General features: G+C 59.5%; 19 protein-coding genes, 1 tRNA gene and 1 pseudogene. 15 read left to right on the forward strand and 6 right to left on the reverse strand.

Annotated elements, in window-relative coordinates; all coding sequences use genetic code 11:
- Positions 1–189 precede the first annotated feature (189 nt).
- Together ACYAS9_RS20390 and ACYAS9_RS20395 are read right to left on the reverse strand one after the other, a co-directional pair.
- Positions 190–2,130, reverse strand: a complete 1,941-nt coding sequence (locus tag ACYAS9_RS20390; RefSeq protein WP_463570097.1) for a methyl-accepting chemotaxis protein — start codon at positions 2,128–2,130, stop codon at positions 190–192.
- 76 nt (positions 2,131–2,206) lie between these two features.
- Positions 2,207–3,172, reverse strand: a complete 966-nt coding sequence (locus tag ACYAS9_RS20395; protein ID WP_463570099.1) for a LysR substrate-binding domain-containing protein — start codon at positions 3,170–3,172, stop codon at positions 2,207–2,209.
- A gap of 133 nt (positions 3,173–3,305) precedes the next feature.
- Here ACYAS9_RS20395 and ACYAS9_RS20400 point away from each other — a divergent pair, with 133 nt between their 5' ends.
- Together ACYAS9_RS20400 and ACYAS9_RS20405 are read left to right on the forward strand one after the other, a co-directional pair.
- Complete coding sequence (locus ACYAS9_RS20400; protein ID WP_463570100.1) at positions 3,306–4,211, forward strand: glycine betaine ABC transporter substrate-binding protein; 906 nt, start codon at positions 3,306–3,308, stop codon at positions 4,209–4,211.
- Positions 4,212–4,242: 31 nt separating this feature from the next.
- A complete protein-coding gene (locus ACYAS9_RS20405) occupies positions 4,243–6,285 on the forward strand; it encodes an oxidoreductase (RefSeq protein ID WP_463570101.1) in 2,043 nt (680 codons plus the stop codon).
- A gap of 84 nt (positions 6,286–6,369) precedes the next feature.
- Here ACYAS9_RS20405 and ACYAS9_RS20410 read toward each other — a convergent pair whose 3' ends face one another.
- The 3 genes and pseudogenes from ACYAS9_RS20410 to ACYAS9_RS20420 form a co-directional block, all read right to left on the reverse strand.
- A complete protein-coding gene (locus ACYAS9_RS20410) occupies positions 6,370–7,239 on the reverse strand; it encodes a D-glucuronyl C5-epimerase family protein (RefSeq protein ID WP_463570102.1) in 870 nt (289 codons plus the stop codon).
- A 441-nt stretch (positions 7,240–7,680) separates the two neighbouring features.
- Positions 7,681–8,095, reverse strand: a pseudogene (locus ACYAS9_RS20415) (hypothetical protein); the annotation flags it as partial.
- Between the two features lie 109 nt (positions 8,096–8,204).
- Positions 8,205–8,289 (reverse strand) — tRNA-Leu (locus tag ACYAS9_RS20420).
- Positions 8,290–8,409: 120 nt separating this feature from the next.
- Here ACYAS9_RS20420 and queA point away from each other — a divergent pair.
- From queA to ACYAS9_RS20450, 6 genes are all read left to right on the forward strand, one after another.
- Complete coding sequence (gene queA, locus ACYAS9_RS20425) at positions 8,410–9,474, forward strand: tRNA preQ1(34) S-adenosylmethionine ribosyltransferase-isomerase QueA (RefSeq protein ID WP_459748343.1); 1,065 nt, start codon at positions 8,410–8,412, stop codon at positions 9,472–9,474.
- 14 nt (positions 9,475–9,488) lie between these two features.
- Entirely contained in the window at positions 9,489–10,604 is a 1,116-nt protein-coding gene (tgt, locus tag ACYAS9_RS20430) for a tRNA guanosine(34) transglycosylase Tgt (protein ID WP_459748746.1), read from the forward strand.
- A gap of 53 nt (positions 10,605–10,657) precedes the next feature.
- A complete protein-coding gene (gene yajC / locus ACYAS9_RS20435) occupies positions 10,658–10,996 on the forward strand; it encodes a preprotein translocase subunit YajC (RefSeq protein WP_056835407.1) in 339 nt (112 codons plus the stop codon).
- Positions 10,997–11,056: 60 nt separating this feature from the next.
- Positions 11,057–12,925 (forward strand): protein translocase subunit SecD, encoded by a 1,869-nt coding sequence (gene secD, locus ACYAS9_RS20440; protein ID WP_463570105.1) that lies wholly within the window; start codon positions 11,057–11,059, stop codon positions 12,923–12,925.
- 9 nt (positions 12,926–12,934) lie between these two features.
- A complete protein-coding gene (gene secF / locus ACYAS9_RS20445) occupies positions 12,935–13,849 on the forward strand; it encodes a protein translocase subunit SecF (RefSeq protein ID WP_463570106.1) in 915 nt (304 codons plus the stop codon).
- 109 nt (positions 13,850–13,958) lie between these two features.
- Complete coding sequence (locus tag ACYAS9_RS20450; RefSeq protein WP_463570108.1) at positions 13,959–14,495, forward strand: glycine zipper 2TM domain-containing protein; 537 nt, start codon at positions 13,959–13,961, stop codon at positions 14,493–14,495.
- Positions 14,496–14,551: 56 nt separating this feature from the next.
- Here ACYAS9_RS20450 and suhB read toward each other — a convergent pair whose 3' ends face one another.
- Entirely contained in the window at positions 14,552–15,367 is an 816-nt protein-coding gene (gene suhB / locus ACYAS9_RS20455) for a type III secretion system regulator SuhB (RefSeq protein ID WP_463570109.1), read from the reverse strand.
- A 216-nt stretch (positions 15,368–15,583) separates the two neighbouring features.
- On the opposite strand from suhB, the gene trmJ reads away from it, so the two are divergent.
- The 7 genes from trmJ (at position 15,584) to hscB (ending at position 20,398) form a co-directional block, all read left to right on the forward strand.
- Positions 15,584–16,348 (forward strand): tRNA (cytosine(32)/uridine(32)-2'-O)-methyltransferase TrmJ, encoded by a 765-nt coding sequence (gene trmJ, locus ACYAS9_RS20460; protein WP_463570111.1) that lies wholly within the window; start codon positions 15,584–15,586, stop codon positions 16,346–16,348.
- Positions 16,348–17,124 carry a serine O-acetyltransferase gene (cysE, locus tag ACYAS9_RS20465; protein WP_463570112.1) on the forward strand — a complete coding sequence of 259 codons (777 nt, stop codon included), beginning with the start codon at positions 16,348–16,350 and terminating at the stop codon, positions 17,122–17,124. The genes trmJ and cysE overlap by 1 nt, the downstream gene beginning before the upstream one ends.
- Positions 17,125–17,265: 141 nt before the next feature.
- The gene (gene iscR, locus ACYAS9_RS20470; protein WP_463570114.1) at positions 17,266–17,763 is read left to right on the forward strand and encodes a Fe-S cluster assembly transcriptional regulator IscR; all 498 of its coding nucleotides are present in this window, start codon (positions 17,266–17,268) and stop codon (positions 17,761–17,763) included.
- 44 nt (positions 17,764–17,807) lie between these two features.
- Positions 17,808–19,022, forward strand: coding sequence for an IscS subfamily cysteine desulfurase (locus tag ACYAS9_RS20475; protein ID WP_463570115.1), 1,215 nt, complete (start codon positions 17,808–17,810; stop codon positions 19,020–19,022).
- An 85-nt stretch (positions 19,023–19,107) separates the two neighbouring features.
- Positions 19,108–19,494 carry a Fe-S cluster assembly scaffold IscU gene (iscU, locus tag ACYAS9_RS20480; protein WP_108095972.1) on the forward strand — a complete coding sequence of 129 codons (387 nt, stop codon included), beginning with the start codon at positions 19,108–19,110 and terminating at the stop codon, positions 19,492–19,494.
- A 47-nt stretch (positions 19,495–19,541) separates the two neighbouring features.
- Complete coding sequence (iscA, locus tag ACYAS9_RS20485; RefSeq protein ID WP_459748353.1) at positions 19,542–19,865, forward strand: iron-sulfur cluster assembly protein IscA; 324 nt, start codon at positions 19,542–19,544, stop codon at positions 19,863–19,865.
- A gap of 11 nt (positions 19,866–19,876) precedes the next feature.
- Positions 19,877–20,398: a co-chaperone HscB gene (gene hscB / locus ACYAS9_RS20490; protein WP_463570118.1), complete on the forward strand. Its 522-nt coding sequence runs from the start codon at positions 19,877–19,879 to the stop codon at positions 20,396–20,398.
- Positions 20,399–20,407: the final 9 nt, after the last annotated feature.

Below are 20,407 nucleotides of genomic sequence, written 5' to 3' on the forward strand. Positions count from 1 at the left end.
CGAGTGGCGAAAAGGTAGAGAGGTGCCTGAGGCCAGGCAAGTGATGGCCAGACCGGATAGATGGATACGGTTTGTAGGAGAAAGCAGCATGCTGTTGTCGAGGCTTTATTTGCTGCGCGATAGCGTTATGTCAGTAACAAAGTGTGGTTTCCTGCATAAACAACAACGGGCCATGCAGGCCCGTTGTATTTACGACTTGAAGCGTCCGACCAGCCCGTTCAACTCACTGGATAGATGCGAAAGCCTGCCCGAATCTTCCTGCGCCGAGTTGGCCAGGCTTTCTACCAGCCGCGACTCGTCGTAGATCTGCTGGATATGCCGATTGATCTCTTCGGCGACACTGTGTTGCTCTTCGGCGGCCGCCGAAATCTGCAGGTTCTGATCCCTGATTTCATTGACTGACAACTGGATGCCCTCAAAGCTGTCGCGGGCGTTTTCGATCGACGACACGCTGGCGCGTGACAGGTCCAGGCAACTTTCCATCTTCTGCGACACTTCCTGCGTCTTGCTGCCGAGCGTGTTGAGCAACTGGTCGATTTCACCGGTGGAGTCGGAGGTGCGCTTGGCCAGTGCCCGGACTTCATCGGCGACCACGGCAAACCCACGGCCTTGGTCACCGGCCCGTGCCGCCTCGATAGCTGCGTTCAGTGCCAGCAGGTTGGTCTGCTCGGCAATGGCGCGGATGGTGCCCAGAATCTGGTTGATGTTGCGGCTGCCTTCTTCGAGTTCGACCATGGCTTGCGACGACTCGGACAATCGACGTCCCAGGCGATTGACGTTCTGGGTGGTCAGCTCAATCTGCTGTTTGCCTTCTGCGACGCGGTGATGACCGCTCTCGGCCGAGCCTGCTGCGGCGCTGCACGAACGGGCCACTTCGTTGGCGGTCGCGACCATTTCGTTGAAGGCCGTCGACACCAATTCCACCGCTTCCCGCTGACGGGCCGCTGCCTGATTCATGTTGCTGGCCACTTCGCTGTTCACCCGCGAGGCGTCCTGCAAGTTGGTCGAGGCAGCGCCGATGTGCTGGATCAACTGGCGTATGGCCGCGAGGAATTTGTTGAACCAGCCGGCCAGCTCGGCGGTTTCGTCCCTGCCCTGAATCTTGAGGTCATGGCGCAGGTCGCCTTCGCCCTCGGCAATCGACTGCAAGCCGCTGCTGACCTGACCGATAGGCTTGACGATGACCCTGGAAAACGCCGCTGCCAGCAGCGCAAAGAACAGCACCAGCACGGCCACGATGCCGGCGATCAGCCAGGTCATGTGCGTGGCCGCGGCCATGACTTCCTTGTGCTCGATCAAACCGACGTAACGCCAACCCAGACCTGGCGATGTCCAGACATTGGCCATGTAGCGAACGCCATTGATTTCCACCTCGGTGGAGCCCTGAGTCGTGGCCGCCAGTCTGGCGTACGGCTCGCCCAGATCCTTGAGCGGCTTGAAATTGTGCGCGGCGTCGCGTGGGTCGACCAGGACAACGCCGTCCTCGATCAGCATCACGTAGCCGCTGTCGCCGAGCTTGATGCTTTTGACCAGTTCAGTGAGGTTCTTCAGCGACACGCTGACAACAAATACACCCTTGGGCTTACCGGTTTCATCAAGCATGGCGCGGGCGCTACCGACCAGCGCGACAGCGTCTTTTTCATAGTAATAAGCGGCGGTGCGTACGGTTTTACCGGGGCTGGCCATGGCCGCCTTGTACCAGGGACGCGCACGCGGGTCGTACTTCGACAGTTGCGGGTCATCCGGCCATTTGGCGTAGGTGCCGTCTTCCAGTCCGATGGACAGAATGGCCGCCGCCGGATGGGTTTCGCCATACCGGGCAAACGCATCGATGGCCTGTCTTGCCGCCGGTGGCAGCGGCTGGCTGGCGGCATCGGCGGCCTGATAGTTTTTCAGGCTGTCGAGCGAGGTATAGCGCGAATCGGTGGCCATCTGATCGACGTTCTGGTTCGTGGCGTCGAAGAACTGCCGGATATTACCGTCGATCTGGCGTATTTCGCGGGTGCTGCCATCCAGAAACTGATCGACCGCCTGCGAGCGTATGTTCAGTACCGAGATCACCGCCACCAGGCTGACCGGGATGAAAGCGACCAGGACAAAAGCCAGAACGAGCTTGTTTTTTATTTTCATTGTGGGGACCAATGTCCGAGAAGGTGAGGCGCTGACCACCTGAATTGCACCGGGCTATGGCGGTGGGTTGTCTGATTTATGTCGGCTGGCGGGAAGCAATCTTTATCGTTGCCTTGGGTTCCATGCCTTCCTGAACCACATTCCCCAACCACGCCTGCAACGCCGCCACCGCGCGCGGTCGGGTTGAATGCTCGTTCACCGCGAGGTAATACCCGCGACGCGTCGAGTACCGATGCGGCAGGGCTTCGATCAAGCGGCCGTCCGCGATCAAATCGACCAGCATGTGCGGGCTGCCCAGCGAAATACCGCGCCCCTCCAGCGTGGCCTGAACCTGCTGGGCGTGATTGTTGAAGGCCATGCGTGCCGGCGGCAGTGTGCCGCGTACGTTCATCTGGTCGAACCAGGCGGCCCAGTCGGCGACGGCCCAGTTGAAGCCGCGCCAGTGCTCGCGGTCCAGGTTGAGCAGGCGTTCGTCGAGCAGTTGCTGCGGCTCGGTCAGGGTTCGCCCTTGCAGGTACGCGGGGCTGCACAGCGGCACCAGTTCTTCATCCATCAGATAACTCATGCGCACACCATGACGCTGGCCGCCGACGCCGCAGGTAATGGCGATGTCGACGTTCTCGGCGCGCAGATCCACCTCGCGGTCCAGCGCGAACAAGCGCAACGACACCTCGGGAAATTGCTGCTGAAAGGCATCCAGGCGCGGCATCAGCCAGTAGCTGGCCATGCACACGGTGGCGGCGATGGTGATCGCACCGCTGGCGTCGCTGCGGATTTCGGTGCTGGCCTGGGCGATACGCTCCAGGCTTTCATCCACCGCCTCGAACAGCCGCAGCCCGGCCGTGGTCAGTGTCACATTGCGGTGGTTGCGGATGAACAGCGGGTTGCCGAGATGCTCTTCAAGCAGGCGCATCTGCCGGCTCACGGCGGCCTGGGTGATGCACATTTCTTGCGCCGCCAGGGTGAAGCTTTGCAGGCGCGCAGCGGCTTCAAACACCACCAGTGCGGTCAGCGGCGGCAAACGTCGACGTAGCCTTTCCATAACATTTCCTTATCTCAACCGGCAGTTTTAATCGGTTGCGGCCCAGGCCTGGCTTTGTTGTTATCTGCAAAAAGCAACAGCGCTGACTTCGACTGCCAGGAACGCCCACCACCCACGTTGAAGGAAAAAGCCGATGACCGTCTACCCCCTGAATAGACCAAAAGCTTATGCCTGGCTCGCAGGCCTTGCCCTCGCCACCAGCAGCCTGCTGGGCCATACGGCCGAGAAGGAGCCGGTGCGTATCGGCTGGGTGAACTGGTCCGACACCGAGATCACCGCCAAACTGGCGCAAACCGCCTTGCAGGACCAGCTCAAACAACCGGTGAAAATGGTCCAGGCCGACATCGGTATTCAGTTTCAGGCGCTGGCCAACGGCAATATCGACCTGATCCCCATGGTCTGGCTGCCCAACACCCACAAGGGTTACTGGGATAAATACAAGGACCAGCTCGAGGACCTCGGTGTGTTGTATCAGGGCCGTATCGGTTGGGCGGTGCCCGATAGCGTGCCGGCCAGCGAAGTGTCGACCGTCGAAGACCTCAAGAAGCCCGAAGTACGTGAAAAGCTCGGCAGCCGCATCCTCACCTCCGAAGCCGGCAACGGCCAGTACAAGCTGTCGTTGCAGGCGATCGACGATTACAAACTGACCGGCTACAAACTGATGGCCTCCTCCGAGACCGGCATGCTCACCGAGATGGACCGCAGCCTGCGGCGCGGCCAGTGGACCGTAATCAATGCCTGGAACCCGCACTGGATGTTCTCCAAGTGGAAGCTGCGCTACCTCGACGACCCGAAAGGCCTGTTTGGCGGTGCCGAGCAGATCCACGCGGTGGCGCGCAAGGGCTTCAGCCAGCAACACCCGCAAGTGGCGTACTTCTTTGCCCACTACTCGATGCCGCTGGCCGAGCTTGAAGACCTGATGATGAAAGCCAGGGAGAGCAGCGTCGATACGGTGGTGGCGAGTTACTACGCCGCCAACAAACCGCGCTTCCAGGCCATGTTCGATGCGGCGAAGACCGCAGTTGTCACCCAACCCTGATCTAACCGTCGTTGCTGATAAGGATGTGCTTATGGCCAGCGCCAATGACCCGCTGTTGCAACCCTTCGTCCTGAAAAACCTGCACCTGCGCAATCGTGTAGTGAGCACCTCCCATGAGCCGGCGTATTCCGAAGGCGGCATGCCGCGCGAGCGCTACCGCCTGTACCACGAAGAAAAAGCCAAAGGCGGCGTGGCCCTTACCATGATTGGCGGCTCGTCGATCATCGCCGCCGACAGCCCGCCGGCTTTCGGCAACCTGCACCTGTACAAAGACGAAGTGGTGCCATGGCTGGCCGAACTCGCCGACGGCGTGCACCAGCACGGCAGCGCCGTCATGTGTCAGCTTTCGCACCTGGGCTGGCGCGCCAGCAACTTCACCGACGACTGGCTGCCGTTGATGTGGCCACAGCGCGGCCGCGAACACTCGCACCGCAGCTTCACTAAACAGATGGAAGACTTCGACATTACCCGCATCGTGCGCCAGTACGCCGAAGCGGCCGAGCGCTGCAAGGCCGGCGGCCTGGACGGGGTCGAAATCGAAGCCTACGGGCATTTGTTCGATGCATTCTGGAGTCCGTCGAACCAGCGCCAGGACGGTTACGGCGGCGACCTCGAAGGCCGTCTGCGCTTCCCGCTCGAAGTGCTGAGCGCCATGCGCAAGGCGGTCGGGCCGGACTTCATCATCGGCGTGCGCATGGCCGTCGACGAGGACCTGCCCGGTGGCATCGACCAGGAACAAGGCCTGACGATTGCCCGCACGCTGGTCGACCACAGCATCGACTTCATCAGCGTCACCAAAGGCCGCATCGACAGCAGCGAAGGCCTGTCCCGCGTCATCCCTGGCATGGGCACGCCGGCCGGCCCGCACCTGGAACTGGCCGGCGCCGTACGCCGCACGGTGCCGGTGCCGGTAATGCACGCCGCACGCATCAGCGACGTCGCCACCGCCCGCCACGCCCTGCGCGAAGGCCTGGTCGACCTGGTCGGCCTGACCCGTCCGCAAATGGCCGACCCGCACCTGCTGGCCAAGGTCGCCGCCGGCCAAGAAGAACGCATCCGTCCCTGCGTCGGTGCCAGCTATTGCATCGACCGCATCTACATCTCTGGCGAAGCGCACTGCATCCATAACCCGGCCACCGGCCGCGAAGCGACCATTCCACACATCACCCCGGTGAGTGAGGCGCCGGGCCGGCATATCGTCATCATCGGCGCCGGCCCCGCCGGGCTCGAAGCCGCCCGCGTGTCCGCCGAACGCGGCCATCGCGTCACCGTGCTGGAAGCCGCCGACAAAGCCGGCGGCCAGGTACGCATCGCCGCCATGCCGTTCAGACGCCGCGAATTGATCGGCATCATCGACTGGCGCGTGAGTGAGTGCGAACGACTGGGCGTGAGCTTTCGTTACAACTGCTACGCCGAGGCCGAAGAAGTACTGGCGCTGGCGCCGGACGTGGTGATCGTCGCCACCGGCGGCATACCCGACTGCGAGTTTCTGGAAGAGGGCAATGAGCTGGTACACAGCAGTTGGGACGTGCTGAGCGGCGACTTCAAACCGAGCGGTGATGTGTTGGTGTTCGATGGTCATGGCGGACATCAGGCAATGAGCTGCACCGAAGTACTGGCGCAGATGCCTGGAGTGGCGGTGCAGTTGGTGACCGGGGAAAACATGCTCGGGCCGGATGTCGGCGGGCTGAATATGCCGGCTTATCTGAAAGCGTTTGTCGAGAAGGGCGTGCAGCAGACATTTTCACAGCGGCTGATCGGGGTGCGGGCTGAAAGCGGGAAGAAGGTGGCGAAGCTGTGGTGTGAGGCAACGCGCAGTTGTTTTGAGCGAGTGGTGGATCATGTGGTGGTGGAGCATGGGACGTTGCCGATGGATGAGTTGTATTTTGCGTTGAAGGAGAGGTCGAGGAATCGGGGAGAGCTGGATCAGGCGGCGTTTGTTGAGGTGCGGGGGCAAGACTTGGCTACGAATCCTGAGGGACGCTTTCAGCTGTTTCGGATTGGGGATGCGGTGGCGAGTCGGGATATACATGCGGCGATATATGACGGAGTCAGGTTGTCGTTGGCCCTATAAGGGGCCAGGGCAGTGTCTGCTGGCTACCGTTTTTGAACCAGGTGGCAGCACGGTTTTTTGACACCCCTGTTGCCGACGGCGATGTTATTTATTCCACGTCTCAAACAGCGCTTGGTATTGTATGGCTGTCGGACAGATGGCTTCCCTTAACTCACAGGATACGCGTGCATAATTTACGGCTCGCTGCTGTCCATAGTCCTTTATATCGTCAAAGCCCTCTGCATAAGAAAAATAACCTTCTTTGATAAAGTTAGGGAGTTCTTTCTGCATGGTGTCCATTCCTTGACTGATATTTTTGTCATATCGCTGTGTGCCGGTTATTTGTTTCCATTCGTACATAGCGCCAACGGCAAAAAAATGGCCGTTGATAACGTTTATGTGGCCGTTAGGGACTCCTTCAGAAATGTATTCGGCATACCAGATACTTCCTTGCTCGTTCTTATAGCTAAAGCGTGCAGGAATAGGGTCCAAGTAGCCCTCAATCATACTGTTCATCGAATGATTGTTCGTGACATGGCGGATGTGCATCAGTCCTATGGCAGCCGCCGCATTGCCAAATGCCGAGTACCAAGGAGGTGTTATGCTGTATTTTTCGAAGGGGTAGTTGTAGCGAAAGACAACCAGGTATTTTCCATTTTCATCCTGGATGGAGTGTTCACTCAATTCGGTGAGCAGTGTTTTTACCGTCAGGTCCAGCCTGGCTTTGTCGGACGATATTGACGTCAGTGCTGCTGCATTCCACGCCCATACATAAGGGGACCAGCGCACAGGATTTTGCGTGTGTGGATAGAGTTTCGACGAGGCTGCCCATTGCTTGTCGTCGTATGACTGCAAAGAAAGTGTTTCAAGTATCGATCCTTCGGGCAGCGTCTTGAAGTCTTGTTCTGATGTATATCCAGTCGTAAAAATGAGAGTGGTTATAACGAGAGATAAAAAAAATTTTTGTAGGTTCACATTTGGTTTCTTTGATAGAAGGCGGGTCGTAAGGCTATGGCTTGCCGATGTAATGATCCTGAATGTCTTTCAGTTTTGAATGGTATGACAGATTTTTGCTAGGATTTGTACTTGAGAAAAGGTCTTGAATATAGCTTCTGATCGTGCTGTTAAGATGCTGGCAGACGTAAGGCATGATAATCGTGCAGGGGAGCGGGGGGCTAGCCTGGAATGCTTTTAAATGTATTTCATATTATGTGTGCCTAGAGGTTGTGTAGTGGCCTTGTGCTTGAAAAATATATTTAAGGTGATGGCACTTTTTAATCAGTGAGGATGCTTCTGCCCATGTTTCTAGTGGATCGACGATAGCGTTTGCGGTCTGTATCGGTAGATCATGAAGCCAGGCAGATTTTTTCATTCATAAAAGATAGTTCAGAGGTCCAGAGCGCAGGTCTTAGATCATTATCTGATCAAATTTTCCCGGGGGGCGAGAGTCATCTTCAGGACACCCGAAATGCGGCGCCTCCGCGTATCAGTTCTGGCTGCTGCACCTACTGCTGTGAGTGGGATTTCAAATAGCATCGCAACGCGCTTGGTGTTTTGACCCTCTGCTTGAAAAGCCTGCTGCAAGGTCGCTGTATCAATGTCGACAGAAGTCAGGACGGGCTGCCAAAGTTTCTTGCCGCGTCCAGCACAACGGTTTTACTTCGTTTAAGCGGATACCTGCGCTGGGCAGAGCCTCCAGAGTGTAGTCGATACCTTCGTACAGAGAGGGCTTGATGACTTGCTTGAAAGCAGATTGTCTTTTAACCCGATCCAGAAGTGCTCCCTCTCCGGTTTCATCGAGAACAGTGGCAAAGATATCGCGACCATCAGTCGGCTGGATGCTGGCGTTGCTTTCATAAGAATCTTCCTTGTCGCTCGTCAGCAGAATTCCTTTTCCGCAGGCGAAAAAAAACCTCGCATCAGCGAGGTTTTTTCAATTTTGGTGCCCCGAGGGAGACTCGAACTCCCACTCCTTTCGAAAACGGATTTTGAATCCGCCGCGTCTACCAATTCCGCCATCAGGGCTCAATGGCCGCGAAGTATAGGGATGGTCTGACGGTCGGTCAACCCTGATTTTTGAGGCTTTTTTACTAATTGAGGCAAACCGGCTAAACTTCGCGCCCCTGCTGGACGACCACTCCCATCATGCGTGTTGCTGACTTTACCTTCGATCTCCCCGATGCCCTGATCGCGCGTCATCCTCTGGCCGAGCGGCGTGGCAGCCGGCTGTTGACGCTGGACGGCCCGAGCGGCGCCCTGGCGCATCGTCAATTCACCGATTTGCTGGAGCACCTGCGCCCCGGCGATCTGATGGTGTTCAACAATACCCGGGTGATCCCGGCGCGGTTGTTTGGCCAGAAGGCCTCTGGCGGCAAGCTGGAGATTCTGGTCGAGCGCGTGCTGGACAGCCATCGGGTGCTGGCCCATGTGCGTTCGAGCAAGTCGCCCAAGCCAGGTTCGGCGATCGTGATCGACGGCGGTGGCGAGGCGACCATGGTTGCGCGCCACGACACGCTGTTCGAGCTGGCGTTTGCCGAACCCGTGCTGGCGTTGCTGGATCGGGTCGGGCACATGCCGTTGCCTCCTTATATAGACCGGCCTGATGAAGGCGCGGACCGCGAGCGCTATCAGACCGTGTATGCCGAGCGCGCCGGTGCCGTGGCGGCGCCTACGGCGGGGCTGCATTTCGATCAGCCGCTGCTGGAGGCGATTGCCGCCAAGGGCGTCGAGACCGCGTTCGTGACCTTGCACGTGGGCGCCGGCACCTTTCAGCCGGTGCGCGTCGAGCGTATCGAAGACCACCACATGCACAGCGAGTGGCTGGAAGTCGGCCAGGATGTGGTCGATGCCGTGGCGGCGTGCCGTGCGCGGGGCGGGCGAGTGGTGGCGGTCGGCACCACCAGCGTGCGCTCGCTGGAGAGTGCGGCGCGTGATGGCGTGTTGAAACCGTTCAGCGGCGATACCGATATCTTCATCTATCCTGGGCGTCCCTTTCATGTGGTCGATGCCCTGGTGACCAATTTTCATTTGCCGGAATCCACGCTGTTGATGCTGGTTTCGGCGTTTGCCGGTTATCCCGAGACCATGGCGGCCTATGCGGCGGCCATCGAGCAGGGTTACCGCTTCTTCAGTTACGGTGATGCGATGTTCATCACCCGCAATCCCGCGCCTACGGGGCCCCGGGAATCGGCATCAGAGGATCACCCATGAGTCGCACCTGTCGTATGTCTTTCGAGTTGCTGGCCACCGACGGCAAGGCCCGTCGCGGTCGGCTGACGTTCCCGCGTGGCGTGGTGGAAACCCCGGCGTTCATGCCGGTGGGCACCTATGGCACGGTCAAGGGCATGCTGCCGCGCGATATCGAGGCGATCGGTGCGCAGATCATTCTGGGCAACACCTTCCACCTGTGGCTGCGTCCGGGCACCGAGGTGATCAAGGCGCACGGCGACCTGCACGATTTCATGCAGTGGAAAGGCCCGATCCTCACCGACTCCGGCGGTTTCCAGGTCTTCAGCCTGGGCGCGATGCGCAAGATCAAGGAGGAGGGCGTGACCTTCGCTTCTCCGGTCGACGGCGCCAAGGTGTTCATGGGCCCGGAAGAGTCGATGCAGGTGCAGCGTGATCTGGGCTCCGACATCGTGATGATTTTCGACGAATGCACACCGTATCCGGCCAGCGAAGACGTGGCGCGGGTGTCGATGGAGCTGTCGCTGCGCTGGGCCAAGCGCTCGAAGATCGCTCATGGCGAGAGCGATGCGGCGCTGTTCGGCATCGTCCAGGGCGGCATGCATGAGAATCTGCGCAAGCGCTCGCTGGACGGCCTGAACGAGCTGGACTTCGACGGCCTGGCGATTGGCGGCCTGTCGGTGGGCGAGCCCAAGGACGAAATGATCAAGGTGCTCGACTATCTGCCTGGCCTGATGCCAGCAGACAAACCTCGTTACTTGATGGGTGTAGGCAAACCCGAAGATCTGGTCGAAGGTGTGCGCCGCGGCGTTGACATGTTCGATTGCGTGATGCCGACCCGCAATGCCCGCAACGGCCATCTGTTCATCGACACCGGTGTATTGAAGATCCGTAATGCGTTTCATCGCCACGATGATTCGCCGCTGGATGCGAGCTGCGATTGCTACACCTGCCAGAACTTCTCGCGCGCTTATCTGCATCACCTGGACAAGTGCGGCGAAATGCTGGGTAGCATGCTCAATACAATCCACAACTTGCGGCATTACCAGCGGCTGATGGCTGGTTTGCGCGAGGCTATCCAACAGGGTAAATTGGCCGACTTCGTCGATGCCTTCTACGCCAAGCGCGGCCTTCCTGTGCCGCCGCTGGATTGAAACAGAACGAGTTTTTCCTGCTTTACATACTAATTATGAAAATGGAGCGCTAAATGAGCTTTTTCATCTCCCCCGCCTTCGCGGACGCGGCAGCACCGGCTGCATCGGGGCCTGCAGGTTCCGGTTTCGAGTGGATTTTCCTGGTCGGCTTCCTGGTCATCTTCTACCTGATGATCTGGCGCCCACAGGCCAAGCGCGCCAAAGAGCAGAAAAACCTGCTGGGCAACCTGCAGAAAGGCGACGAAGTAGTGACCGCTGGCGGTATCGCCGGAAAAATCAACAAAGTGACTGACGACTTTGTTGTGATCGAAGTGTCCGATACCGTTGAGCTGAAAATCCAGAAGGGCTCCATTGTGGCCACTCTGCCAAAGGGCACTCTGAAAGCCCTCTGAGTTTCATATCTACCATCGACGGGGCGCGCAAGGCGCCCCGCGTTTTAAGCGGGCGGCGTGATGCTGAACAAATACCCTCTGTGGAAATACATACTGATCCTGGCAGTGCTGGCGATCGGTTTCATTTATTCCGCACCCAATCTCTACCCTGACGATCCGGCTATCCAGATCAGCGGCGCGAGCACGGCGTTGCAAGTCAACCAGGCTGATGTCGATCGTGCCGCCAAGGCGCTGACCGATGCAGGTCTTGCGGTCAAAGGTTCTTCTCTGGCTGAGAATGGCAAGGGCGGTTTGCTGCGTCTGACCAAACAGGAAGACCAGTTGCCGGCCAAAGATATCGTGCGCAAGGCGCTGGGCGACGACTATGTCGTGGCACTTAACCTGGCCCGTACGACACCGGCCTGGCTGAGCAATCTGGGCGCAAGCCCGATGAAACTGGGTCTGGACTTGTCGGGCGGCGTGCACTTTTTGCTCGAAGTCGACATGGACAAGGCCATCGATGCTCGTTTGAAAGTCTATGAAGGCGAGGTCAAGACCTTGCTGCGCAAAGAGAAGGTGCGTTATCGCAGCCTGCCGCAGCAGAACAACGTGATTCAACTGGGCTTCACTGATGATGCCGAGCGTGAGCAGGCCCGTGCGCTGATCCGCAAGAGCTTCACCGATTTCGAAATTACCCCGTCCGAGCTCAACGGTATCGTCACGCTGCGTCTGGCGCTGACCCCCGCCAAGCTGGCAGAAATTCGCGAATACTCCATCAAGCAGAACCTGACCACGGTGCGTAACCGGGTCAACGAGCTGGGCGTGGCCGAGCCGCTGGTACAGCGCCAGGGTGCCAACCGCATCGTGGTCGAGCTGCCGGGCGTGCAAGACACCGCCGAGGCCAAGCGTATCCTCGGCAAGACCGCCAACCTGGAATTCCGCCTGGGCGCAGGCCCGGATGACTCCAAGGCCACTACCGAGATGTTCGAGTTCCGTGAAGGTGGCCGTCCGGCCGCTGCCGTGGAGCGTGGTCTGATCATCACCGGTGACCAGGTCACCGATGCCCAGGCCAGCTACGACGAGCATGGTCGTCCACAGGTGAACATCAACCTCGATGGTCACGGTGGCGAACTGATGAGCCGCGCTACCCGCAGCAACGTGGGCCGCAGCATGGCGGTGATCTTCATCGAGCAGCGTCCGGTGACCACCTACGCCAGGCAGATGGTCGACGGCGTCGAGAAAGAAGTACCGATCCAGACTTTCAAGGAAGAGAAGAAGATCATCAGCCTGGCGACCATCCAGTCGCCGCTGGGCAGCCAGTTCCGGATTACCGGTCTGAATGGTCAGGGTGAGTCTTCCGAGCTGGCGCTGCTGCTGCGTGCCGGTGGCCTGGCTGCACCGATGTACTTCGCTGAAGAGCGCACCATTGGTCCGAGCCTGGGTGCTGACAACATCACCAAGGGTATCGACGCTTCGTTGTGGGGCATGCTGTTCGTGTCGCTGTTCATCATGGCCATCTACCGCTTCTTCGGCCTGATCGCAACCGTGGCCCTGGCCTTCAACATGGTCGCGCTGCTGGCGCTGATGTCGCTGCTGGGTGCCACGCTGACCCTGCCGGGTATCGCCGGTATCGTGTTGACCATGGGCATGGCGGTGGACGCCAACGTGCTGATCTTCTCGCGGATTCGCGAAGAGCTGGCCAACGGCATGAGCGTGCAGCGCGCGATCAACGAAGGTTTCGACCGCGCTTATACCGCGATCATCGACGCCAACCTGACCAGCCTGCTGGTCGGCGGCATTCTCTACGCAATGGGTACCGGTCCTGTCAAAGGCTTCGCCGTTACCCTGTCGCTGGGGATCTTTACCTCCATGTTCACGGCCATCATGGTAACTCGCGCAATGATCAACCTGATCTACGGCGGGCGTGACTTCAAGAAGCTGTGGATTTAAGGAGCTGCCATGAAATTAGGTACGATCAATTTCATGGGCGTGCGCAACGGTGCGTTCGCCCTGACCATGCTTCTTACTGTTCTGGCGTTGTTCAGCTGGTTTCATAAAGGGCTCAATCTGGGGCTGGACTTCACCGGCGGTACGCTCATCGAGCTGACCTACGAGCAGCCAGCCGACCTTGGCAAAGTGCGTCAGGAGCTGGGTAATGCCGGTTACCACGACGCGGTGGTGCAGAGTTTCGGTGCCACCACCGATCTGCTGGTGCGCATGCCGGGCGATGACCCGCAACTGGGCTCGCGCATTGCCGATGCACTGCGCAAGGCCGATGCCGGTAACCCGGCGACCGTCAAGCGTGTCGAGTTCGTCGGCCCGCAGGTCGGTGAAGAGCTGCGCGACCAGGGCGGTATCGCCATGTTGCTGGCACTGGGCGGGATCATGCTGTACCTGGCCTTCCGCTTTCAGTGGAAGTTCGGTGTCGGCGCGATCGTTTCCCTGGTGCACGACGTGGTGGTGACGATGGGTATCCTGTCGTTCTTCCAGATCACCTTCGACCTGACCGTACTGGCTTCGGTGCTGGCGATCATCGGTTACTCGCTCAACGACACCATCGTGGTCTTTGACCGGGTACGGGAGAACTTCCGCGTGCTGCGCAAGGCGACCCTGATCGAGAACATCAACATCTCGACCACGCAGACCCTGCTGCGCACCATCGCCACTTCGGTGTCGACGCTGCTGGCCATCGTGGCCTTGTGGGCCTTTGGCGGTGACAACCTGGAGGGCTTCTCCATTGCGCTGTTCGTCGGCGTTCTGGCGGGTACGTACTCCTCGATCTACATCGCCAACGTGGTGCTGATCTGGCTGAACCTGAGCAGTGAAGACCTGATTCCGCCGGTGACGACCGACAAGGTCGACGATCTGCCTTAAGGCTTCGTAGCGGACCAAAAAAGGCGCGAGTGTTGAACTCGCGCCTTTTTTATTGCTCCAAGGCTGGGTAAATCGCAAGAAATTGCGCTTGAAAGGTCAGGAGGTTCACGTGAACAAGTCTCTGTTGGTGGGTGCCGTGTTGGGAGCCGTTGCGGTGACTGCGGGTGGCGCATTTGCCACCTACAGTCTGGTCAAGGGCGGTCCGGAATATGCTGATGTACTGGCTGTCGAGCCGGTCAAGCAACAAATCAAGACGCCGCGTGAGGTGTGCAAGGACGTGACTGTGACGCGCAAGGCGCCGGTCAAGGATGAGCATCAGATCGTCGGCAGTGTGCTGGGTGCAGTGGCCGGTGGCTTGCTGGGTAACCAGGTCGGCGGCGGTAACGGCAAGAAGATCGCGACAGTGGCCGGTGCGGTCGGTGGCGGTTATGCCGGCAACAAGGTTCAGGAAGGCATGCAGAACCGCGACACCTACACCACGACCCAGACGCGCTGTAACACCGTCAACGACATCAGCGACAAGGTCGTGGGCTACAACGTGAAGTACAAGGTCGGCGAGAAGGTCGGTCAGGTGCGCATGGACCGCGATCCGGGTAACCAGATTCCGGTCGACAAGAACGGTCAGCTGGTTCTGAGCCAACAGTAAATCAGGCATAAAAAAACCGGCCACTTGGGCCGGTTTTTTTTATGCCTGCATTTCGATCAGCGTTTGATCGAAGGTGGCAGGTGCGGTGCGATGGAGGTCAGCACGGCTTTGAAGCATTTGGCGTTGCCCGCCACGATGTGGCCTTTTTCAAGGAAGTCGTGACCGCCGGTGAAGTCGCTCACCAGGCCACCGGCTTCCTGAATCAGCAGGGCGCCCGCGGCGATGTCCCACTCGGACAGGCCCGATTCCCAGAACGCATCGAAACGGCCGGCAGCGACATAGGCAAGGTCCAGGCTGGCGGAGCCGGCGCGGCGGATGCCGGCGGTCTGGCCGATCAGGCTGCGGAACATGCCCAGGTAGTTTTCCAGATGCTCGAGCTGGTTGTCGCGGAACGGGAAGCCGGTACCCAGCAGGGCGCCTTCCAGGCTCTTGCGCGAGCTGACGCGCAGGCGGCGGCCATTAAGAGCGGCGCCACGGCCACGGCTGGCGGTGAATTCTTCCTGGCGAACCGGGTCCAGGACCACGGCGTGTTCCAGGCGGCCACGGTATTTGCAGGCGATGCTCACTGCAAAGTGCGGGATGCCACGGACGAAGTTGGTGGTGCCATCCAGTGGGTCGATGATCCACAGGTAGTCGGTGCCTTCGCCGCTGCCGGCGTGCAGGCCGCTTTCTTCGCCGAGGATGCCGTGAGTCGGGTAGGCCTTGCGCAGGGCAGCGATGATGCTTTGCTCAGCCGCGCGGTCGATTTCGCTGACGTAGTCTTTGGCTTCTTTTTCGTCGACCTTGATGGTATCCAGGCGCTCGATGGAGCGGAAAATCAATTCGCTGGCGGTGCGTGCGGCGCGCAGCGCGATATTCAGCATGGGCTGCATGGATAAATCACCTAGGGTTGTTAAAGAGAGCCGGGCATTCTAGTGGCTGAATTAAATTATTTCCAGCTTAGTGTGGGCATTCTGAGTGCCTGGCGGATGAGCTGCCGTTGCTGCGCGTCTGTCGCCTGCGCGGCAAGGTGTCGCAAGGCTTCATAGCGTTAAGCAGGCCGCTTCTGTAAGATTTGCGCCCCAAGATTGAGTCAGTGAGCGCACACGGTGTTGCACAACATTCGTATTGTCCTGGTCGGTACGACCCATCCCGGAAATATCGGTGGGGCCGCCCGCGCCATGAAAAACATGGGCCTGACGCGGCTGGTACTGGTCGAGCCGCGGGTGTTTCCATCGCCTGAAGCCGATGCGCGGGCCTCGGGTGCCGACGATATTCTGGCCGGTGCGCAAGTGGTGTCGAGTCTTGAAGAGGCGCTGGTCGGGTGCAGTCTGGTGCTGGGCACCAGTGCGCGCGATCGTAGCTTGCCCTGGCCGATGCTCGACCCGCGTGAGTCGGGCGAAAAAGTCATCGAGCAGGCAGGTGGCGGGCTTGAAGTGGCGCTGGTGTTCGGTCGCGAGCATGCCGGCCTCACCAATGACGAGCTGCAACGCTGCCATTACCACGTGCATATCGCCTCCAATCCCGATTTCAGCTCGCTGAACCTGGCCGCTGCCGTGCAAGTGCTCAGTTATGAAGTGCGCATGGCGTGGCTGGCCGGTCAGCAAGCGCCGCTTGAAGCCAGGGCGCCAGTCGCGCGTGAGCACGAACTGGCGACCATGGATGAAATGGAAGGCTTTTATGCTCACCTTGAACAGACGCTGGTGGCCATCGGCTTTCTGGACCCTGAAAAACCGCGCCACCTGATGGCGCGCCTGCGCCGTCTGTACGGCCGCGGTGAAGTCGAACGGCCGGAGCTGAGCATCTTGCGCGGCATCCTGACCGAGACTCAGAAAGTGGCGCGCGGCGAACCCTACAAACGGAAGGATCAGTGATGTTCGAGCGGTTGCGAGAAGATATTCAGAGCGTTTTCCACCGAGACCCGGCGGCGCGCAATGCCTTTGAAGTGCTGACCTGCTACCCCGGGATGCACGCGATCTGGATGCACCGCGCAGCTCACATTCTGTGGCGTAACAACTGGAAGCTGGCGGCGCGGGTGGTGTCGAACTTCAGCCGCTGGATGACCGGCATCGAGATTCATCCGGGCGCGAAGATCGGCCGGCGTTTCTTTATCGATCACGGCATGGGCATCGTCATCGGCGAAACCGCCGAGATCGGCAATGACGTGACGCTGTATCAAGGCGTGACTCTGGGCGGCACCAGCTGGAATGCCGGCAAGCGCCATCCGACCCTGGAAGATGGCGTGGTGGTGGGCGGCGGCGCCAAGGTGCTGGGGCCGTTTACCGTCGGGGCAGGGGCCAAGATCGGCTCCAATGCGGTGGTGACCAAGGCCGTGCCGGCCGGTGCAACGGCCGTAGGTATTCCGGCGCGGATCATCGTCAAGTCCGACGATGAGGTCGAGGCGCGGCGCAAGGCAATGGCCGAGAAGCTCGGCTTTGATGCCTATGGCGTTGGCCAGGACATGCCCGACCCGATTGCCCGTGCCATCGGCCAGTTGCTCGACCATCTGCAGGCAGTCGATGTGCGTCTCGAGAACATGTGCGGTGCGCTGAGCAAGCTGGACTGCGATTATCGGGCCAGCGAGCTGCCGTCGTTGCCCGATGAGGTGTTCGAGTGTGTAAAAGACCAGCCAGAAAAGGCGCGGGCTTGACCGGTGTCAATACGCCGCCATTTTTGCTATGATGCTGCCCGCTCCTGAGGCTAATCCCGACTGTTTTGCTTGGTTTTATAGTTGACTCAAATACTCGGGAATAGCATACTCGCCCCATTCTGAATCACTGCGGTACATGCCATGCGACTGACTACAAAAGGCCGATACGCTGTCACAGCCATGCTGGACCTGGCTTTGCATGCGCAACATGGCCCTGTGTCACTGGCCGACATTTCCGAGCGCCAAGGCATTTCCCTGTCTTACCTTGAGCAACTGTTCGCCAAGCTGCGTCGCGGCAATCTGGTGTCGAGTGTGCGTGGTCCCGGTGGCGGTTATCAGCTGTCGCGTGACATGAACGGCATTCAGGTCGCTCAGGTCGTCGACGCCGTCAACGAATCGGTCGATGCCACCCGTTGCCAGGGGCTGGGCGATTGCCATGCCGGAGATACCTGCCTGACCCACCACTTGTGGTGCGACCTCAGCCAGCAGATTCACGAGTTTCTTAGCGGTATCAGCCTGGCGGACCTTGTCACTCGCCGTGAGGTACAAGAAGTCGCACAGCGCCAGGATCAGCGTCGCTGCTCGAACACGAGCAAGTCTTCGCAACTGGGTAAGATTGAAACGTCCGCCGTCGAATGAACGCAGATGAATGAGCGGTGCGCCTGCCTGAAAGGAGATATTCAATGAAGTTGCCGATTTACCTCGATTATTCCGCGACGACCCCGGTCGACCCGCGTGTCGCCCAGAAGATGATGGACTGCCTGCTGGTTGACGGCAACTTCGGAAACCCGGCGTCGCGCTCCCACGTTTTTGGCTGGAAAGCTGAAGAAGCGGTCGAGAACGCTCGCCGTCAGGTCGCCGATCTGGTCAATGCCGATCCGCGTGAAATCGTCTGGACCTCCGGTGCTACCGAGTCCGACAACCTGGCCATCAAAGGTGTGGCGCACTTCTACCACACCAAAGGCAAGCACATCATCACCTCCAAGATCGAGCACAAGGCCGTTCTGGACACCACGCGCCAACTGGAGCGTGAAGGCTTCGAAGTGACCTACATCGAGCCGGGTGAAGATGGTCTGATCACCCCGCAGATGGTCGAAGCGGCCCTGCGCGAAGACACCATTCTGGTGTCGATCATGCACGTGAACAACGAAATCGGTACCGTCAACGACATCGCAGCGATCGGTGAACTGACCCGTTCGCGCGGCGTGTTGTTCCACGTCGATGGCGCTCAGTCTACCGGCAAGGTCGAGATCGACCTGGCCAGCCTGAAAGTCGACCTGATGTCGTTCTCGGCGCACAAGACCTACGGCCCCAAAGGCATCGGCGCGCTGTACGTGAGCCGCAAGCCACGTGTGCGCCTCGAAGCCACCATGCACGGCGGCGGTCACGAGCGCGGCATGCGTTCCGGCACCCTGGCGACTCACCAGATCGTCGGCATGGGTGAAGCGTTCCGCATCGCCAAAGAGGAAATGGTCAGCGAGAACCAGCGCGTCAAGGCCCTGAGCGACCGTTTCTTCAAGCAGGTCGAAGACCTCGAAGAGCTGTACGTCAACGGCAGCCTGACCGCTCGCGTTCCGCACAACCTGAACCTGAGCTTCAACTACGTTGAAGGCGAGTCGCTGATCATGGCGCTCAAGGATCTGGCAGTGTCGTCCGGTTCTGCCTGTACTTCGGCCTCGCTTGAGCCTTCGTATGTACTGCGCGCCCTGGGCCGCAACGACGAACTGGCACACAGCTCGATCCGCTTCACCTTCGGCCGTTTCAGCACCGAAGAAGAAATCGATTACGCCGCGCAGAAGGTTCGCGAGGCGGTCACCAAGCTGCGAGCGCTCTCGCCGCTGTGGGACATGTTTAAAGACGGTGTCGACATCTCCAAGATCGAGTGGGCGGCGCACTAATCTAAAGTCGCCCCCGTACAGGTCGCCTTCTTTATAAGTTGCGCGACCTGCAGAGCGGCTCCCCTGATGTGAGAGGAACAGAATCATGGCTTACAGCGAAAAGGTCATCGACCACTACGAGAACCCACGCAACGTCGGCAAGATGGATGCTGAAGATCCTGATGTCGGCACCGGCATGGTCGGCGCTCCGGCGTGCGGCGACGTGATGCGTTTGCAGATCAAGGTCAACGATCAGGGCGTTATCGAAGACGCCAAGTTCAAGACCTACGGTTGCGGTTCGGCCATTGCCTCCAGCTCCCTCGCCACCGAGTGGATGAAGGGCAAGACCCTGGACGAAGCCGAAACCATCAAGAACACCCAGTTGGCAGAAGAGCTGGCCTTGCCGCCGGTCAAGATTCACTGCTCGGTACTGGCTGAAGATGCCATCAAGGCAGCCGTACGCGACTACAAGCAAAAGAAAGGCTTGTTGTAAGCGCACCGTTCTTCATAGCAACGCTGGCGAAATCCAAGGAGTTCCCGATGTCAATCAGCATGACCGAAGCCGCCGCCAACCACGTGCGTCGCTCCCTTGACGGGCGCGGCAAAGGTGATGGCATTCGTCTGGGTGTTCGCACCACAGGCTGTTCCGGCCTTGCCTATGTGCTTGAGTTCGTCGACGCGGCGGACCCTGAAGACACGGTGTTCGAGGCCTATGGCGTGAAGGTCATCATTGACCCGAAAAGCTTGGTGTACCTCGATGGCACCGAGCTGGACTTCGTCCGCGAAGGCTTGAACGAAGGCTTCAAGTTCAATAATCCCAATTCGCGCGGTGAATGCGGCTGCGGCGAAAGCTTCAACGTCTGAGGCGGGTCATCGTGGGTACTCCTTGTCATTTCGCGCTGTTTGAGCTGAAACCCGGTTTTGTCGTGGACCTCGACCAGTTGGCGAGCCGCTACCGGGAACTGGCGCGCAGCGTGCATCCGGATCGGTTCGCCGATGCGCCCGAGTCCGAGCAGCGCCAGGCGCTGGAACGTTCGGCCAACCTCAATGAAGCCTACCAGACCCTCAGGAGTGCCCCGCGTCGGGCGCGCTACCTGCTGGCGATCCGGGGCGATGAGGTGCCGCTTGAAGTGACGGTGCACGACCCCGATTTTCTCTTGCAGCAGATGCAATGGCGCGAAGAGCTCGAAGACCTGCAGGACGAGGCCGATCTGGCCGGCGTCGCGGTGTTCAAGCGTCGCCTCAAGGTTGCGCAAGAGGCCCTCAACGACAGCTTTGCCGCTTGTTGGGATGATGCCGCGCAACGCGAACAGGCCGAGCGCCTGATGCGGCGCATGCAGTTCCTCGACAAGCTCTCCCAAGAAGTGCGCCAGCTCGAAGAGCGCCTCGACGATTAACCCCGTGCG

Source organism: Pseudomonas sp. HP_08 (assembly GCF_055284095.1).

Excerpts from the sequence above, each read along its gene's own strand:
- cysE (WP_463570112.1), top strand. The coding sequence starts at position 16,348 with ATGTTCGAGCGGTTGCGAGAAGATATTCAGAGCGTTTTCCACCGAGAC.
- ACYAS9_RS20390 (WP_463570097.1), bottom strand. The coding sequence starts at position 2,130 with ATGAAAATAAAAAACAAGCTCGTTCTGGCTTTTGTCCTGGTCGCTTTC.
- ACYAS9_RS20400 (WP_463570100.1), top strand. The coding sequence starts at position 3,306 with ATGACCGTCTACCCCCTGAATAGACCAAAAGCTTATGCCTGGCTCGCA.
- yajC (WP_056835407.1), top strand. The coding sequence starts at position 10,658 with ATGAGCTTTTTCATCTCCCCCGCCTTCGCGGACGCGGCAGCACCGGCT.
- iscR (WP_463570114.1), top strand. The coding sequence starts at position 17,266 with ATGCGACTGACTACAAAAGGCCGATACGCTGTCACAGCCATGCTGGAC.
- ACYAS9_RS20405 (WP_463570101.1), top strand. The coding sequence starts at position 4,243 with ATGGCCAGCGCCAATGACCCGCTGTTGCAACCCTTCGTCCTGAAAAAC.
- secF (WP_463570106.1), top strand. The coding sequence starts at position 12,935 with ATGAAATTAGGTACGATCAATTTCATGGGCGTGCGCAACGGTGCGTTC.
- tgt (WP_459748746.1), top strand. The coding sequence starts at position 9,489 with ATGTCTTTCGAGTTGCTGGCCACCGACGGCAAGGCCCGTCGCGGTCGG.
- iscU (WP_108095972.1), top strand. The coding sequence starts at position 19,108 with ATGGCTTACAGCGAAAAGGTCATCGACCACTACGAGAACCCACGCAAC.
- secD (WP_463570105.1), top strand. The coding sequence starts at position 11,057 with ATGCTGAACAAATACCCTCTGTGGAAATACATACTGATCCTGGCAGTG.
- suhB (WP_463570109.1), bottom strand. The coding sequence starts at position 15,367 with ATGCAGCCCATGCTGAATATCGCGCTGCGCGCCGCACGCACCGCCAGC.
- ACYAS9_RS20395 (WP_463570099.1), bottom strand. The coding sequence starts at position 3,172 with ATGGAAAGGCTACGTCGACGTTTGCCGCCGCTGACCGCACTGGTGGTG.
- queA (WP_459748343.1), top strand. The coding sequence starts at position 8,410 with ATGCGTGTTGCTGACTTTACCTTCGATCTCCCCGATGCCCTGATCGCG.
- iscA (WP_459748353.1), top strand. The coding sequence starts at position 19,542 with ATGTCAATCAGCATGACCGAAGCCGCCGCCAACCACGTGCGTCGCTCC.
- ACYAS9_RS20475 (WP_463570115.1), top strand. The coding sequence starts at position 17,808 with ATGAAGTTGCCGATTTACCTCGATTATTCCGCGACGACCCCGGTCGAC.